The 14,787-nt window shown below is 69.2% G+C and carries 17 protein-coding genes; all 17 read right to left on the reverse strand.

The features are described from left to right. Positions 1-99: 99 nt before the first annotated feature. Entirely contained in the window at positions 100-276 is a 177-nt protein-coding gene (locus NMK44_RS19605; protein ID WP_254744840.1) for a hypothetical protein, read from the reverse strand. Further along, the gene (locus NMK44_RS19610) at positions 276-869 is read right to left on the reverse strand and encodes a hypothetical protein (RefSeq protein WP_254744842.1); all 594 of its coding nucleotides are present in this window, start codon (positions 867-869) and stop codon (positions 276-278) included. Before NMK44_RS19610 ends, NMK44_RS19605 begins: the two co-directional genes overlap by 1 nt. Positions 870-961: 92 nt before the next feature. Then, positions 962-2,197 (reverse strand): helix-turn-helix domain-containing protein, encoded by a 1,236-nt coding sequence (locus NMK44_RS19615; RefSeq protein WP_254744844.1) that lies wholly within the window; start codon positions 2,195-2,197, stop codon positions 962-964. Positions 2,198-2,544: 347 nt separating this feature from the next. Continuing rightward, a complete protein-coding gene (locus NMK44_RS19620; RefSeq protein WP_254744846.1) occupies positions 2,545-2,688 on the reverse strand; it encodes a hypothetical protein in 144 nt (47 codons plus the stop codon). A 786-nt stretch (positions 2,689-3,474) separates the two neighbouring features. Next, on the reverse strand, positions 3,475-3,702 hold the full coding sequence (locus NMK44_RS19625) for a hypothetical protein (protein WP_254744848.1): 228 nt from the start codon (positions 3,700-3,702) through the stop codon (positions 3,475-3,477). A gap of 17 nt (positions 3,703-3,719) precedes the next feature. After that, positions 3,720-3,950, reverse strand: coding sequence for a holin (locus NMK44_RS19630; protein WP_254744850.1), 231 nt, complete (start codon positions 3,948-3,950; stop codon positions 3,720-3,722). 2 nt (positions 3,951-3,952) lie between these two features. Then, positions 3,953-4,765 carry a peptidoglycan recognition protein family protein gene (locus NMK44_RS19635; protein ID WP_254744852.1) on the reverse strand — a complete coding sequence of 271 codons (813 nt, stop codon included), beginning with the start codon at positions 4,763-4,765 and terminating at the stop codon, positions 3,953-3,955. A gap of 61 nt (positions 4,766-4,826) precedes the next feature. Beyond that, positions 4,827-5,324: a hypothetical protein gene (locus NMK44_RS19640; RefSeq protein WP_254744854.1), complete on the reverse strand. Its 498-nt coding sequence runs from the start codon at positions 5,322-5,324 to the stop codon at positions 4,827-4,829. Then, complete coding sequence (locus NMK44_RS19645) at positions 5,321-5,755, reverse strand: hypothetical protein (RefSeq protein WP_254744856.1); 435 nt, start codon at positions 5,753-5,755, stop codon at positions 5,321-5,323. The genes NMK44_RS19640 and NMK44_RS19645 overlap by 4 nt, the downstream gene beginning before the upstream one ends. A gap of 14 nt (positions 5,756-5,769) precedes the next feature. Next, a complete protein-coding gene (locus NMK44_RS19650; RefSeq protein WP_254744858.1) occupies positions 5,770-8,091 on the reverse strand; it encodes a LamG-like jellyroll fold domain-containing protein in 2,322 nt (773 codons plus the stop codon). Beyond that, positions 8,088-11,420: a phage tail tape measure protein gene (locus NMK44_RS19655; RefSeq protein WP_254744860.1), complete on the reverse strand. Its 3,333-nt coding sequence runs from the start codon at positions 11,418-11,420 to the stop codon at positions 8,088-8,090. The genes NMK44_RS19650 and NMK44_RS19655 overlap by 4 nt, the downstream gene beginning before the upstream one ends. A gap of 126 nt (positions 11,421-11,546) precedes the next feature. After that, the gene (locus NMK44_RS19660) at positions 11,547-11,996 is read right to left on the reverse strand and encodes a hypothetical protein (protein WP_254744862.1); all 450 of its coding nucleotides are present in this window, start codon (positions 11,994-11,996) and stop codon (positions 11,547-11,549) included. A 14-nt stretch (positions 11,997-12,010) separates the two neighbouring features. Beyond that, positions 12,011-12,508 carry a hypothetical protein gene (locus NMK44_RS19665; RefSeq protein WP_254744864.1) on the reverse strand — a complete coding sequence of 166 codons (498 nt, stop codon included), beginning with the start codon at positions 12,506-12,508 and terminating at the stop codon, positions 12,011-12,013. Positions 12,509-12,517: 9 nt separating this feature from the next. Next, the gene (locus NMK44_RS19670; RefSeq protein WP_254744866.1) at positions 12,518-13,504 is read right to left on the reverse strand and encodes a phage tail tube protein; all 987 of its coding nucleotides are present in this window, start codon (positions 13,502-13,504) and stop codon (positions 12,518-12,520) included. Positions 13,505-13,507: 3 nt separating this feature from the next. Beyond that, positions 13,508-13,726 (reverse strand): hypothetical protein, encoded by a 219-nt coding sequence (locus NMK44_RS19675; protein ID WP_254744869.1) that lies wholly within the window; start codon positions 13,724-13,726, stop codon positions 13,508-13,510. A 32-nt stretch (positions 13,727-13,758) separates the two neighbouring features. Then, positions 13,759-14,226 (reverse strand): hypothetical protein, encoded by a 468-nt coding sequence (locus NMK44_RS19680; protein WP_254744871.1) that lies wholly within the window; start codon positions 14,224-14,226, stop codon positions 13,759-13,761. A 3-nt stretch (positions 14,227-14,229) separates the two neighbouring features. Further along, positions 14,230-14,778 (reverse strand): head-tail connector protein, encoded by a 549-nt coding sequence (locus NMK44_RS19685; RefSeq protein ID WP_254744873.1) that lies wholly within the window; start codon positions 14,776-14,778, stop codon positions 14,230-14,232. Positions 14,779-14,787 lie beyond the last annotated feature (9 nt).

Below are 14,787 nucleotides of genomic sequence, written 5' to 3' on the forward strand. Positions count from 1 at the left end.
ACCATCAGCGAGCGACCGGGGCGGGGGTCTGGAGGGTGGACCGCTGGGGACATCTGTCCGGTACGGGGGAAGCCCGGACCACCCAGCGGCCCACCCGGTCTAGGGGGTGGCCTCGCGGGCCCGGCGGGTGGCCGCGTTGTAGGCGGCGAGCAGGGTCTCGCCGGTCTCGCATACGGTGCCTGGGGTGCGGCAGGCGAGGCAGGCCGCGGCGTGCTCGATCGCTGCCCGCCACTCTTCCTCGGCCGCGGGCAGGACGGGGGTCTGCTGGCCGCCCATCAGGCGTCCGGGCCGCGGCGCAGCGCGACCATCAGTGCCAGCGGGTCGTGCCGCCGGTACTCGGGGGCGTGCCGGGGGCAGACGTAGACGGCACTGCCGAGGCTGCCGCCCTCCTCCCCGACGAGGACCGGTTCGTCGGTGGGGAGTTGGCAGCGGACGCAGAGCTGGCGTCCTTCGACGCGGGGTCCGAGCTCGGCGTGGTCCGCGGCCGCGAGTGCCTGCCACAGCGCGCGGGTGTCGGTCAGGTACCGGTCGGGGCCGAGGGGTACGCGCCAGTGGGTGTGGCCCCTGCGCGTGGGCTCGGTCCAGTCGACTGGCGGCACGCCCAGGTATGTGGCTTCGTCGGCCAGTTCGCACAGGACGCGGGTCCCGCGGAGGTGCCAGCTGGCAGCCGAGCCGATGGTGATGAGCCAGTAGAGGGTGCCGTAGCTGTCCTGGATGACGGCGCCGGTGTCGTCGCCGAGGAGTTCAAGGGCGCGCTCGCCGACGGGCGACGTGACGCGGACGGCGTCCCACCACTTCCCCACAGGTAACGGCTCTACGTCCACCGCGGGCGGCGGTGCCCACAGCAGGGCTTGGGTATTCGTCGGCACGGTGGCCCCCGGGTGTCATCGACTATCAAGTGATGACTGACCGTAAGGGCGCCGTAACAGAGGTAGGGACACAAACTGTGTCCCTACCTCGATCAGACCACGCCGAGGCGCATGCCGAACTCCAGTAGCGCTCGACTGCGATTCGTGTTCAGCATGGTGCTGGTGGTCTCGCGAACCCCCGCGTGCATCCGCGTCGCCTGCGGCGCCAGCCGCTCGGCCTCGAGGAACGAGTCCAGGGCATGGTCGTGCTGCCCGTTGTAGTAGCGCGCCCGGCCCACGTCGATGTAGTGGTGCGAGCGCCGCTCCTGCGCGTACTTGGCCGGGAACTTGCCCGCCATGTGCTCCGCGCGGCGCACCGCATCCCGGCCCTTCCCCATCTCCACAGGCAGCGAGACGGACCAGATGGCGACATTGGTCGGGCCGAACTGCAACTGGTAGTCGTTGCGGTCCCCGGGCAGTTGAGCAGCCAGCCGCTCCGCCTTCTGCAACTCGGCCTCGGCCGCCTTCCCCGCCGTGGCCCGTGCATAGTTCAGACTCGCCTTGAGGTGGAAGGCCCCGGTGAGGGAGACCTTTTCCGGCTGCTCGCTGCCGATGCGCCCCAGCTTGGTGAGGGCTTCATCGATGATGGCGCCAGCCTCGTCATGCTCGCCGATACTCAGGAACTCGCCAGCGTCATACCAGCGGGCAGACAGCGCGCGCAGCGGGTCGTCCGTCTGCTCCGCGGACCACACAACCCGTTCGGTGGCGAGGGTCGCATCCGAGCTGCGGCCGAGCTTGTACAGGTACTGCATGGCGCACTCATAGCCGGACGCCAACAGGTCGTATGCCGCCCGGCGTTCGTCTCCTGTGGAGACGTCGACGGCGACTTGCAGGTCACGTAGCAGCGCCGGCAGCAGGTTCCCGCTCTTCGCGAGCGCGGCAGTCTGCCGGTACCGATTCGCTTCAGAGACCCGCGCGCGGAGCTCGGGAAGGTCTACCTCGGCGGCCTCTTGATCAGAAGGCCGAGCAGGGCGGCCGTGACGTAGGAGTGCACGCCGCACCGCAGCGACGGCAGCGACCGCGGCCTGACCGTCGAGGTCCGAGTCAGTCGGCGTGTACGGCTGACCAGTGATCTCGGTGGGGTGGCAGTCGAGCGCCTTGACGAACGTGAGGATCACGTCGGCCCGGTCCAACGACCGCTTCCCCTGCTCGAACTTCTTCACGGACGAGAGAGAGTAGCCACTCTCCTGCGCCAGCCTGCGCTGATCCCATCGGCGGCGCATCCGCAGACGGGCGAGCCTCTGGCCATTCGTCTGTGCGCTCTCCGGCACGTCAAAGATTTCGGGCATACTGAGCTCCGTTCTGACGTAGACACTCAGAACGGTACCCGCGGTCGGCTCCGGGGGTACGGCTGATCGGCCCCCACTTCGGTGGGGGCCGTCGCGCTGTGCAGACATGACGAATGCCCCCTCGCCCAGCCCGGAGGCTAGACGAGAGGGTGAGACTGTAGGGCGTCAGCGGGCGAGCACGACCGTGACCTCCGAGTCCGGGTAGCCGCCACACGATTCCAGTTCGCATCGCCATCCTTGACGGCACGCCCGGCATGGTGACGGCCCCACAACCGTGACCATGGCCAGATACGCGCCACAGTGGGGCCGCCTGCCCAGGCAGTCGGCCCCACTGCGTCTGGTGAGGACTACTTGTTCCCGGTACGCATCACCGCTGCGGGGCTGCTCCAGTCACCTTCGCCCTTGCCCGAGTGGCCGTACCAGTTGTGGCCGAACTCGTGGGCGGCGAGCAGGGCGAAGTCCCCGGGGCACCGCGGCTTCGTGCAGAGCATGATCTGTTTCCCGCCTGAGTTGCAACCGTATGCCGCCTGGCGCCCACCGCAGCTGACGTAAGCGGGTATGCAGTCCACGGAAGTGCCGCTGGACTTTGTCTCGACGCCTCCGCCCCAGTAGTTCGCACCCTTGCGGATATCTGCCGCGAATTCCCTACACATGGGTTTGAGGTGGTATTCCCACCTGGGCCGGGGCCGGTGGTACTCGGTCGTGGAGGCATGGGAAGCGGAGCTTTTGCCGGACATGACGGTGTCAATGGGCCTGTTGCCGTCCCGCTGCTGTTCGGTCGCGGTGGCAGAATGGGACGCGCCTTTCGGCTCGGCGGCGCCTGCTGTGAACGGCACCGTGATGGCAACGATGGCCGCCAGGGCGACTCCTGCTCGTCGGAGTACGCGAATGGACACGGGAGTTTCCTCTCGCTGTGCTGTCGGATGTTGAGCCGGGGCTTACAGTCACGTGAAGCCAAGCCGGGTTCCTGTGATATGAGGGACGGGGCACCGACGCATGAGTCCTCGCGTTTTGCCCATTCGTTACAAACGCAGCGCGCGTCCACCCGTCCGTGCTCTTCCCGTCGCGCCCTGGCCTCGGGGTGTAGGGCACGCGCAGCTATGCGACTCCTCAGCACCACATGTTGGCTTCCCCCCAATTCAGGGGGCTTTCTCCGCGTAAGGGCACCAGGGCCGTTTGGCACCCAACCGGACACGACCGGTAACACCAAGGAAGCGGCGAGGGCTGCGCGCGACGAAGAGCCCCCTCCGGCCCGGAGGCCAGAGGGGGCACGTTCGTCAATGCTGGAAGAGGGCTATCAGGCCGGTCGCGGCACCAGCCACACCAGCCAGCACGGCGATAGTGGGCAGTGGCCAGCGGCCACGCTCCAGCAAGCGGATCCTGTTCTCGTGATCGGAAAGCTGCGCGGTCTGTCCCGTCAATGCCTCGAGTTTGGAATCCACTCTGGTGACGGCATCGTGCAGTGACCTCATCTCCTGGTACATCTGTGCCGAGCTGATGAACACGCCCGGGTCCTGGGGTGTCACAGGCGGCGCCGCACGGTCTCAGTGAGCCCCGGGCCCTCCGTCCCGCCGGACGATGCCACAGCGGTCAGCAGCGCCAGGACCGCCGCCAGTCCGCCGACGGACAGCGCCTGGCCCCAGTCGACGTCGAGGATGCCGAGGCCGTCCCCGCTGAGGAGAGCGAGCTCGGCCTGTGCGAACGTCCTGACGACCCGTTCGACGGTGGCCTTCCAGAAGCCGCGAGTCAGCATGATCACTTTCCTCCGTATGCCTTGGTGTGGGCGAACGCCCAGCCGCGCGGGCCGATCGCGGTGTCGTGCTTGAGCCCGGGCGCCCGGAACTGGGTGTACTTGTTGTGGAAGCGGGCCACGGCCTCCTGTGTCTGGGGCCCGTAGTTGTCGGCGTAGGGCACCGAGGCGGCGAGGAACCCGAGCTTCTTCATGACCTTCTGGAGACCGCGGGCGGACGGCGACTTTGAGTTCGGCCGCAGGCCGGCGGGGAACGCGGGCGGCTGGTACCTGGTGCCGCTCCCGGCCGGGGGCGGATCCGTGTCGCGGTCCTGGCCGCCGGGTCGGGGCGCGCCCTTCTTCACCCAGGCGTACAGCGGTCCGCCAGGGCAAGCCGTCGCGTATCCGTCGCGGTGGCCCCGGATCTCGTCCCCCGCATCGCCATGCGTGCGCAGGTACTCGATGGCGTCCCGGATCCCGCTCAGCATCGCGTCGGTGGGCTTGGTCATGCCCTCGCTGCCGAGCAGCGCGCAGACGGCGTAGTGGTTGCTGTTGAGGGCGTAGTTGCCGTTGGCGCCGGTGCGCTTGTGGGCGCCTCGGCCCTCGTAGACGTACCCGTGCTCGCACACCAGCATCGAGTACGCGATGTCGGAGTAGTTCTCCTTCTTGTTCGCCAGGTGCGCGGCGCGGATGTCCCGCACGTAGTCGTCACACCGGTCGTGCGAGCGGCTGGTGTACCGCTCGCCGAGGTAGTGCACCTTCACCCCTCGGGTCGAGGCGATGTAGGTGGCCGCCGAGGTGGCCGGTGCTCCCCACTGGGAGCGGTGAATGAGTCTCATGGATCCTCCAGGCATGCGAAACGCCCCGGCCGGGCGGCGCGGGGCGGCGGTTGCTCTCGGGTCAGCTGGCGGTCTCGTAGGTGAACGTCATGCGCAGCTGGTGGCCGGAGGCGAGGGTGACCGGCACGGTGGGCTGAAGGAACGATGCCGTGGTGGTGGTCGAGTTGGTGGGGAAGAACGGTGATGCGGTGGTCGCGGCCGGGCTGATGACCGTCTGCCCCATCCAGCGGGTACCGGCCAGCAGGTGGGCATGCCCGACGTAGGAGCACCCGGCGTTGGCCGCGGCGAACGGCAGTGCCCACGCGTAGTTCCCGGCCCCGTAGGTAGTGGTCGAGCCGGTGATCAGGTTGATGTGCGCTGTACAGGTGCGGCCGACCTTGAGATACCGGCCGGCCAGCGTGCCGTTGCCCAGGACCGGGTTGGTGGTGGCCGCCGTCCAGGCCGGGGTGTACGAGGTCCAGGCCGCGAACATCTCGTTGAACTGGTCACGGACCTCGGTGTTCAGCATGGTGTCGGTGACGGTCTCACCGGCGTTCCATGTGCGGGGCGCGAAGGTCACAGCTCACCTCCGGGATCGGTCGGGCCCGGGGCGGTGGGCTGCTGGTTCGCGGGATTCGCAGGATCGTCGTCGGCCCACCAGAACTGTTCGCGGGTGGGCAGGCCCGCCAGCGGCGCCTCGACCGCGTCCGGGTCGGCCGGCATGAGCAGGGTCGTCCACCCGGTGAAGTCCCGGCAGCAGGTCATGCGCGGGTCGGTGGGGGTAACGATCTGCGCCGAGCCGCAGGTGGGGCATTCGGCGAGCCAGCGGCCGGAGTCGATCCGCGCCCACGCGCTCAGCCCGTTGTCGCCCTCGGGGCGGGGGATGCGCATGCGCAGGACGTACTCGAGACAGATCAGGGCCCGCTCGGGCCACGTGGCCGCGTCCCATTTCGCTTGCGTGCAGGTGGAGGGGCGGCGGTAGTAGGTCTCGCTGCGGACGATCGCGCCCACGCGAGCACCCCCTTTCAGTAGGCCAGGCGGGTGGTCAGGCCCAGCGCCGAGTAGGTGGGGTCGCCGAGGATCCACACGGTGTCGGTGTCGGCGGCGCTGGTGTGGATGTCGAGCTGGTGCCCGGCAAGGCTGAGGGTCTCGGAGTAGCCCTCGAAGAACGCCGTGGTCTCGCTGGTCGGGGCCTCGGCGGGCAGGCCGGTGATGGTGAGCGCGGTGGAGACGTCCGCGTCCAGCAGCGCCCGATACGTGGCCAGGGGCAGGCTGTATGCCTGGACGGCGATCTGCCGCAGCTCGGGCAGGGGGTTGGCGTAGCGGTGCACCATCCACCGCAGCGCGGACAGCACGCGGTCGTCGTCGTTCTTCAACACGGTGACGTTCTGCTCGTACCGGCCGAAGGCGGCGATGGACGCGGGGCCGGTGATGGTCTGCGTCGCGCCGCCCGGCCGGCTGCCGGTGGCGTAGTTGACCAGCTTCTGATCATCGTCGGCGAACTCCACGCCGTCCGTCTCGAGATCGGCGTAGGCCAGGGTCACTGCGGGCGCCGGGTTGTAGCGCAGGTCCCGGCCCTGGAACACCAGCGCCGCGGCGTCCCGGTCGGACAGCAGCCGCCCGGACTCGGTGGCCTCAACCTCCCGCATCATCTCCAGCGCGGACTTGCCGCCCTCCCCCTGGGAAGCCATCTCATCGAAGGTGCCAGAGACGGTGACAGAGCTGATGCCCGCGTACCCGGCCAGGCGCTCCACGCGCCCCCCGGCGTCTTCACCCGCGAACCCGGCCGCACCGGCCGCGTAGTGGTCGAGATAATCGGTCAGCGCGAACGGATCCAGGGGCAGGTGCACAGCGACATGGGCCAGTGCACCGGACCAGATGCGATTGGCGCCATAGCCGCCCACCCACAGGGTCCGCAGTTGCAGCATGCTGTCGACGAACACGGTGTAGCCGGAGGTGGATCCGTCGAGGTAGACCCTGCCCGCCCCCTGGTCGTACAGCAGGTGATGCCACGCCCCGTCGTCCAGCGCACCGGTGGCCACCGATACCGCGGTCCGGGGCAGGCCGGAGCTGGTGTACTCGATGCCCAGCGCACCGGTGCTGCCGTCGAGAAGGAAATGCAGCTGGTACTGGCCGTCGCTGGACGCGGCCGCGCAGATGAGGCGGCCGCGGGTCGTGGTGTTAAACCACGCCTCCAAGAACAGCGGGGTGCCACTTGCCTCGGTCTGCGGGCCGAGGTCGCCGCGCAGATACCGCCCCGACGTCGCCGACACCGGGGTCAACTGCGCCGCGCTCTGACCGGTGGCCGGCGGGCCGGCCGTCTCACCGAAGGTGACGGTGCCGCCGGTACCGCCCTGGATCTGCCGCATGGATCCTGCGCCCAGGCCGGAGATGTCCCCGGCCGTGGTGGAGTCGGCCGGCTCCGACATCGGGTAGTACGCCGAAGGCCCGAGCCGCAGCACCTCCTCGACCAGCAGCGGCTGCAACTGCGGCAGCCGGGCCAGCCATTTGAACAGGTCCGTGGCGGTGATGGTGACCTTGGACAGCAGCCCGTTCCAGGAGATCGGCCACTGATTCACCATGCCCCGGAACCGCGGATGCAGCCGCGCGCCGTCGCCGTCCAGCCCTGTTGGCACCGCGCCTTCCTCGACCTGGACGTCATCGACCCACGCCTGATCTCCCGCCGCGGGGGAGGTGAGGGAGGTGGTGACGTCCAGCCGGTGCACGGCGGCCGTCGTGGTCCAGGTGACGGTGATCTGTTGCCACGCTCCCGTCGTGGTCGAGGGGGCGCCTGCGGTGGTGCCGTCGATGACCAGCCGCACCGGCGGGTCACCGGCCGCCACCCACACCCACGCGCTGGCGGTGTGGGTCACGCCGATGTTCAGCCCGTACAGCGTCTGCCCGTACAGGCCGCCGGTCCCGGAGTCGTCCCAGTTGACCAGGCGGGACCAGGTGCCGGAGTGGGAACGGGTGTCGTCGTTGAACGACGACAGCGGCCCGGGGCTGCCGTAGTCCCAGCCGCCGGAATCCTGGTCCCCCGTCTCGTCCTGGAAACTGGGGTGCCGCACCAGGTTCTTCGCCGTGCTGACGACCTGGACGCGGATCGGGCAGTTGCGCCGCACATTCGGGTAGTACGGCGAGGCGGCGTTGCCCGAGGTGAAGCGACCGTCGGAGTTGTCCAGGACCAGGGTCGCGGTGGCGGGCTGGGTCTCGGACAGCTCATCGGACGCCCCCCGGTCGATCTTCACCCCCTCGCCGAGGTTGACCCAGCCGGTGATGTCCGTCCAGGTGACCGCGGCCGCGGTCGGCGCGTAGCCGAACGCGGCCTCTACCGCGATGCGGATCACAGGCTCACCCCCAGATTCATCCCGCCCAGATCCCGCTTGAACTTCAGCAGCTCTTTGCGGATCGCCCTCGCGGTGGCGTGCGGGTCCAGGGCGCCGGTCACATCGACATGAATGTGCACCTCGCTCGGCCGCGCCGAGCCCCTCGCCGAGGGCGCTGCGGCGGGCTTGCCGACCACAGGCCGGACGGCGGAGACCGTGCCCGCCACGCTGCCCATGGCCGACTCCAGCACCGGCACACGCTCCAGCAGGCCGCGGGCCAGGCCCTCGGTGGAGTACCGGCCGATCTCCGCCATGACCGTACTGGGGCTCTTGATGCCCAGCGCCCGGCGGATCGACTTCTGCATCCCCTTGGCGATCTTGAGCATCAGCTTCTCAATGTTCTTCTGCTGACCCTCCAAGCCCTTGAGGAAGCCTTTCCCGGCGTTCTTCCCCGAGTCGTACAGCCGGTCCGCACCCAGGCGGCCGAGGTTGTCCGACCCGGTGTTGATCCGCTGTTGCAGGGAGTTGATCGTCCCCAGGGTCCCCTTGTCCGCCCCGGCCAGTGCGGAGGCGTAGGCGTACCCGGCCTCGGGGCCCATGTTGAGGATCTGCCGCAGCACCGTCTTGTGCAGGCCCCGCTTGCCGAGCATGTCCACATACCGGGTGAACTGCTTGATCTGTGCGAGCTTGCTGGCGAGTCCGGCCTTGATGCTGCCCGCGGTCACCTGTCCCTCGTCGATCCCGAGATTCGACAGCTGCGCGCTGCTCTTCGCCGTGGACGCTGTCTCGCTGGCGAACTTCCTTGCATCCGCGATCCGCTTCGCCAGAGCGTCCCGCTGCGAGGCCAGCGATTGCAGCCGCTTGGTGGTCCGGTTCAGCTGGCCGACCAGCCGGTTGTCCTTACGGCCGGAGAACGCATCCCAGATGTCTCCGGCGAGCCTCTTCGCCGTGGAGGCGATCTGGGACCTGGTACCGGTCAGCCCCTTGATCATGCCCGCCCCGGCGTCCCGGCCGAGCTTCTGCATCTTCCTCGAGGGCGAGGCGATCTCCAACTCGGCCCGCACACCCAGCAGCGCAGCGCCCGCGGTCCGCCCAGCCGCGGCCCGCAGCGCCCCGGCCTGGGAGGCCATGCCCGTGATCAGGCCGCGCACCATGTCCACGCCCGCGGCGCGCACGTCGCCGGTCCTGCTGGCTGCGGATCCGGCGGCCGAACTGGTCGCGGCCGCGCGGGCGCCGCTCAGGTGCAGGCGCCCCTCGTTGAGGGCCTGCATGAACCGCACCCCGTACCGGGCCACGGCCTTCGCCCGCATGACGAACTCGCCGTTGGAGACCATCGCCAGGATGGAGTCCGAGGTGCCGCTGCCCGGCCCGCGGACTGCCCCGCCTCCGGGGAATCCCTGGACCGGGCCGCCGGAGGCGTAGCCGCGGACCAGGCCCCCGCGCGCGAACCCGGGCCCGCCGAGCGCCGCGATCGCCGCCCGGGCCGCACCCAGTCCTACGGTGACGACATTGATCGGAACCGTCTTGCCAGTGACAGAGGCGATCCAGGAGCGGGCCCGGGATACCCCGGCATACACCCCGCTGGGGTCCGCACTCAAAGCAGGGCGCCGGCCCTTCACCGTGTTGAGCGAGGAGATCGACCGCTTCACCGCGCCGAACAGGCCGGACGGTTCCGCGCTGATCGTGGGCTTTCGGCCCTTGATTCCGTTCAGGGCGGCGGCGGACCGCTTGACCGCGCTGAACAGATCGAAGGGGCTGGCCCCGATCTTCGGGGTGGCCTTCTTCCCGTCGAGTTCGTCCAGCCTGCGCTGCGCGTCGTGCAGTTTCTTGGTCCACTCGCGGATGTCGGCGCCCAGCTTGGCCTTGCGTTCCTTGCTCAGGTTCTTGTCGTCGAGCTTGTTCCGCGCCTCAGAGATCTTGTCCTTCAGATCCGAGATGTCGCCCTGCAGCCGGACCTTCTTCGGCATGTTGTCCAGCGAGCGCTTCCACCCGTCGACCTTGCCGATGGCCTTGTCGAACGAGGCGTCGGTGTCCTTGCGGAACTGCTCGACCGCGGCCGCGCCCTTCTTGAAGTACTTGCCGACCCCTGGCACCCAGCCGAACGCCTTGGCACCAATACCGGTGACGGAGGAGACGAAGGTCAGAATGCCGCCGACCACGAGCTGTAGCCCCTGCAACGCGATCTTCGCGAACTGGAGCACCGGTACGCCCAGCCCGGCGAACACCTCGGTCACGATCTCCCGGAACCGCTGGCTCTTCTTCCACGCGGTGATGAACGCCGCACCCAGCAGCACCACCCCTGCGACCACCGCCCCCACCGGGTTCGCGGTCAACGCCCCGTTCAGCACCATCTGGGCAGCAGCCCAGCCCATCGTGGCCAGCCGGATCGCAATCAGGCTGGTAGCCAGGAACTGGAGCGTCTCCGGCGGCAGCGCCGCAATCACCCTGGCAAACGCGTTCGCCAACGTCGCGGTCGTCCCCAGGAGCGGGCCGAGCGCCACCAGCAGGTTCCCCGCCGCCGCCCCCAGGTTGCCCAGTGCTCCGGCTCCGTTGCCCGCCATGTCCAGGAACTTCTGGAAGCCCTCGCTCTGCCCGAGCCCTTGACCCCAGCGGGCGAACTTCTCCGTCAGGTCCTCGATGGAGGTGGACATCTTTCCCGAGGCGGGAAGGAAGGCGTTCACGATCCCGCCGATGCCAACAGCGATGTCCTTCGCGGAATTCAGGAACGCGGGGAACGTCGTCTTCGCCGCGCCGTCCAGCCGCTGAACCAGCCGGTCGAACGCGCCGCCCTTGACCGCCTGGTCGATCCGGTCGACGAACCCGCCCAGCCCCGCCGCCGCTGTCTTCACCAGCGGCGTCAAGCTGGGGAGCATGTTCCGCAGCACACCGAGGCCCTTGGTGAAGATCGGCATGGTGGTGCTGCTGAGGCTGTCGGACCACTTTCCGAAATCGCTTTTCAGCCCGATGAACGCCTTCGCCGTATCCCGCGTCGCAGGCGGCATCTTGGCCAGCGCGTCCTTGTACGCCTTCTGCGCGTCGGCCGCCTTCTGCCCGCCCTCGGCCGCCGCTTCCTGAGCCTTGGTGTATAGCTCGGACGCCTCGGTCACGTCGGCCAGCTGCGGCTTGACGGCCGCGCCGAACGCGCCGGCCGCAGCCCCCGCCGAGGCGAACGCCGCGACCATGGCCCCCGTACCGGCCAGCACCGCAGCGCCCATCGGTGCGGCACCGCCGATCGCCCCGAGTTTCAGCAGCCGCTGGCCCAGCCGGTCTGCCGAGTCCCCGGCCTGGTTCAGAACCCGGGACAGCCGGTCGTTGCCGTCGAGGGTGAACCGCATCCGCCGATCAGCCATCGCTCACCTCCTGCTGCCGGTTGTGGTCGTCGATCCAGGCGATAGCCCGCTCAAACTGCTCGATGGTCAGCAGCTCGATCTCCCACGGGCGGATGTGCAACAGGTGCGCGAGCAGCGGCTCGTAGCTCAGACGGCGACGGGCGATGCTGCGACGGCCGGGTCTTTTGGGACCGTCTCCGGGTCCGCATCCGCTCCGTCGGCGGGCTGCTCGTCGGTGGCGGTGGACGCGGCGTCCAGCTGGGCCAGAGCGGCCGCCCGCTCGTCCTCGTCCAGGTCCGGGTTGTTCTCGATGCCCTCGCGGATCGCGGCCATCTCCTCCGCGTCCAGGTCGTAGCCCAGCTCGTTCGCCGCGGGCACGAACTGGACGTAGCGCAAGGTCGGCTGGTCGCGCTTCAACAGCACCCAGGCCACAGCCCGCGTGGCCAGCATGGAGCCGTTGAGAACCTTGGCCTTGGCCTGCTCCCACTCCAGGCCGGTCGCCCGCTCCACCGCCTCGGCCTCGACTGCTGTGATGCGGGCGGTCTTCAGATCCCAGCGGCGCTCTTCGCCGTCCTCGGGTACGTAAACGATGATCACAGTGGGTTCTCGTTTCAGCTCAGGTCACGCTGGACGTCATCAAGGACCCGCTCGACCTCGGCGGCCATACGGGAGGCGTGGCGGCGGATCGTCACGTCCCACCACGGCGAGGCGTACTGGGTGGCCCAGCGGCGCTTGTTGCCGTAGACCGGGTGCCGCCAGCGGCCCTCGTCCAACTTGTTGGGCATGTTCCGCATGTCCGGCGGCAGGGCAGCCCGGTCGATCCAGATCCGGGCACCGGGGTTACCGGTGGCGCGGACGCTGATCCGGACCGCCGCGGCGATCGTGGCCCGCAGCGGCCGCGACGTCGGCGAGGGACCGCCGCGCTTGGCCGCGCCCTGCCCGCGCACCGGCAGGCTGCGGACCGCGGTCTGGAGGTCATCGCGCAACGGCTCCGCCGCCCGCCGGATCCTGCGGGCAAAGTTCCGCTGCAACCGGGCCCCGCCCGCCCGGCGCAGATCGCGGGAGAGGTTAAGCAACTGCCCAGTGCCGGTGATCCGCACATCACGCACGGGAACACCTCACAGGGTGACGTCGGTGCTGATGTATTCGATCTTCGACAGGTTCGTGCCGTCGTACAGGCCCGTGAACTGGAACGACGGCTTGACCACGTCGAAGCCGTCCACGACTGGCGGGCCCTCGTCCAGCCGGATCGCGGGCAGCGAGATCCGGAACGTCTCGTCATACGTGCTCGCGATGTTCGGTCCGACGAACTGCCACACCAGCGACGTCGCAGCGTCCGAGGTGTGCAGGTCATCGAGGGCGGTGCCCACGTAGTCCGTCTCCAGCGTGCCGGTGATCTTCACCTGGTCGTTGGAGATCGGCTCCTTCTTCAGCCCCGACTGACCGGCGTAGAACCGCTCCGTGTGCTGCGGCCGCTCGATCTTCACCGACACCTTGCGGATCCCGTCGAGCGCCGCCTCACTGCCGTAGGCGCCGGTCTTCACGGCCATCTGCCCGAAGTGGTACGGGCTCATCGACGAGTACGAGGCCGTGGCCAGCGTCTGCCCCTCGTCGCAGTCCTTCCCGTCGAACTCAAAGCTGGCGGTGAGCATGCCGCCCACCTCGCAACTGAACTCGGCCGAGACGACCTTGCAGCCCAGAAAGCTCTTGTCCGTCACCGTGCCCGTGGTCAGCGGCACGCCCTTCTGGATTGTCAGGCTCTTGCCCGCCGTGTCCGCCAGGGTGTGGGTCTGGAGGTACGCGGCCGTGACGCCCTGCTGCACCGGCGTAACCGACGTACCCATCAGCGCCTGGAGCAGCAGCCCCATGCCCTTGTTGGTGACCTCCAGATCGATGCTGCCGGAGACCTCGCGGCGGGTCAGCACACGCCGCGAGGACAGCGCCAGCAGACGCCCCGCCGCGATGCCCGAGCTCTGAGCCGTGGTCTTCTTCAGGACCAGGCTCTCCTTCGTGAACTCCAGGAATTTGCTCGGGGCCACGAACGTGCCGTACGTGCTCTCGGCACTGATGCCCAACTGGGCGCCGAGACCGGATCCGATCGCCATGGATCAGCCCTCCTCCTTCTGCGGCGCCTTGGCCGCCGCGGTCTTCTTCGCCAGAGCCGACTTCGAGCCCGGCTCCTCCACGGCCTCCCAGGTGCCGGGCTGGCAGACGTAGCCCTCGAACCTGTGGTCCGGTACCTCGACGACCTGATCCGGCTCGATCAGCCGGTCACCGAGCTCCGGCACCGTCACCGGCTCCGGCCCGATGAAGCGCACACGCGCCATGGCAAAACTCCCTCGATTCGGGGTGGGGTTGATCAGATACGGGCGCGGCAGGAGACGGCGAACGTGATGAGCGCCCGCACGCCCTGGGACGTGTTGGCCTGTGTGAGTGAGCCGCTGGTCAAGTGCGACCACAGCACCGTGCCGCCCAAGGAGGGCGCGTCCGGGCTGGGAGCCGAGGCGCGCAGTGCGTCCTCGACCGCGCCCAGCAGCTCGAATACGCGATGCCGGACCGAGGCGATGTCATCGCCACCGGTCCACGCGTCCACGCAGCAGGTGATGGTGAACTCCTCGTCGCGTGTCCGGGCGCCGGCGCCGGCGAACTCCTGGGCCATCACCACGGCCGCCTCGCCACCGGGGTCCCATCCGACGGCGACGTAGTCGGCTTCCTCCATGCCGCCCGTGGGCGGGCCGTCGATGACCTGCACGCCGTCCAGACCTGCGGCGCCGCGGAGCAAAGCGACCAGCGCGGCGATGGCCGCGGGCACGCGCGAGGTAGCCATGGGTCACGCCACCCCCGGTGGAAGACGGTACGGCTGCAACAGCTGGAGGACGCGGTTCGGCACCGCGTACCCGAAGCCGGGTACCGGCTGGTTGACGTCGAAGTCGTCACCGCCCAGCGACGGCCTGCCCGGGCCCTGCTGGGTCTGCCACAGGTGCTGTACCAGCATGCGCCCGGCGAGGTTGAGCGTGGGCGGGATGGTGCCCCGGCCCACGGCGTAGACGGCTTCCCACGGCCCGCCGCAGAAGGGATCACCGGTGACGCGGCGGATGATCCCGTTCTCGTTGTCCAGGACCAGGTCGGCCACGTCCAGGACCAGGCCGCCCAGGAGGAGCGGGGTGATCGAGGTCAGCGACACCACCGGGATCTGGGCGAGTGCCAGGGTGAGCCCCCGCCCGTTGACCGTCTCGGTGACCGTCCGGGGTTCCACCGGCCCGACGTACCACTCGACCATCGCGGTGACCGCCTCGACGTATGCCTGTAGCTCGGCGTCGTGCGTGGCGGTGGTGATGTTCAGCTGGGCCTTGGCCTCGTTAAGGGTCAGCAGAGCCATGGCGGGGTC

The sequence above is a fragment of the Streptomyces cucumeris genome, assembly GCF_024295805.1.
GTDB lineage: Bacteria > Actinomycetota > Actinomycetes > Streptomycetales > Streptomycetaceae > Streptomyces > Streptomyces cucumeris.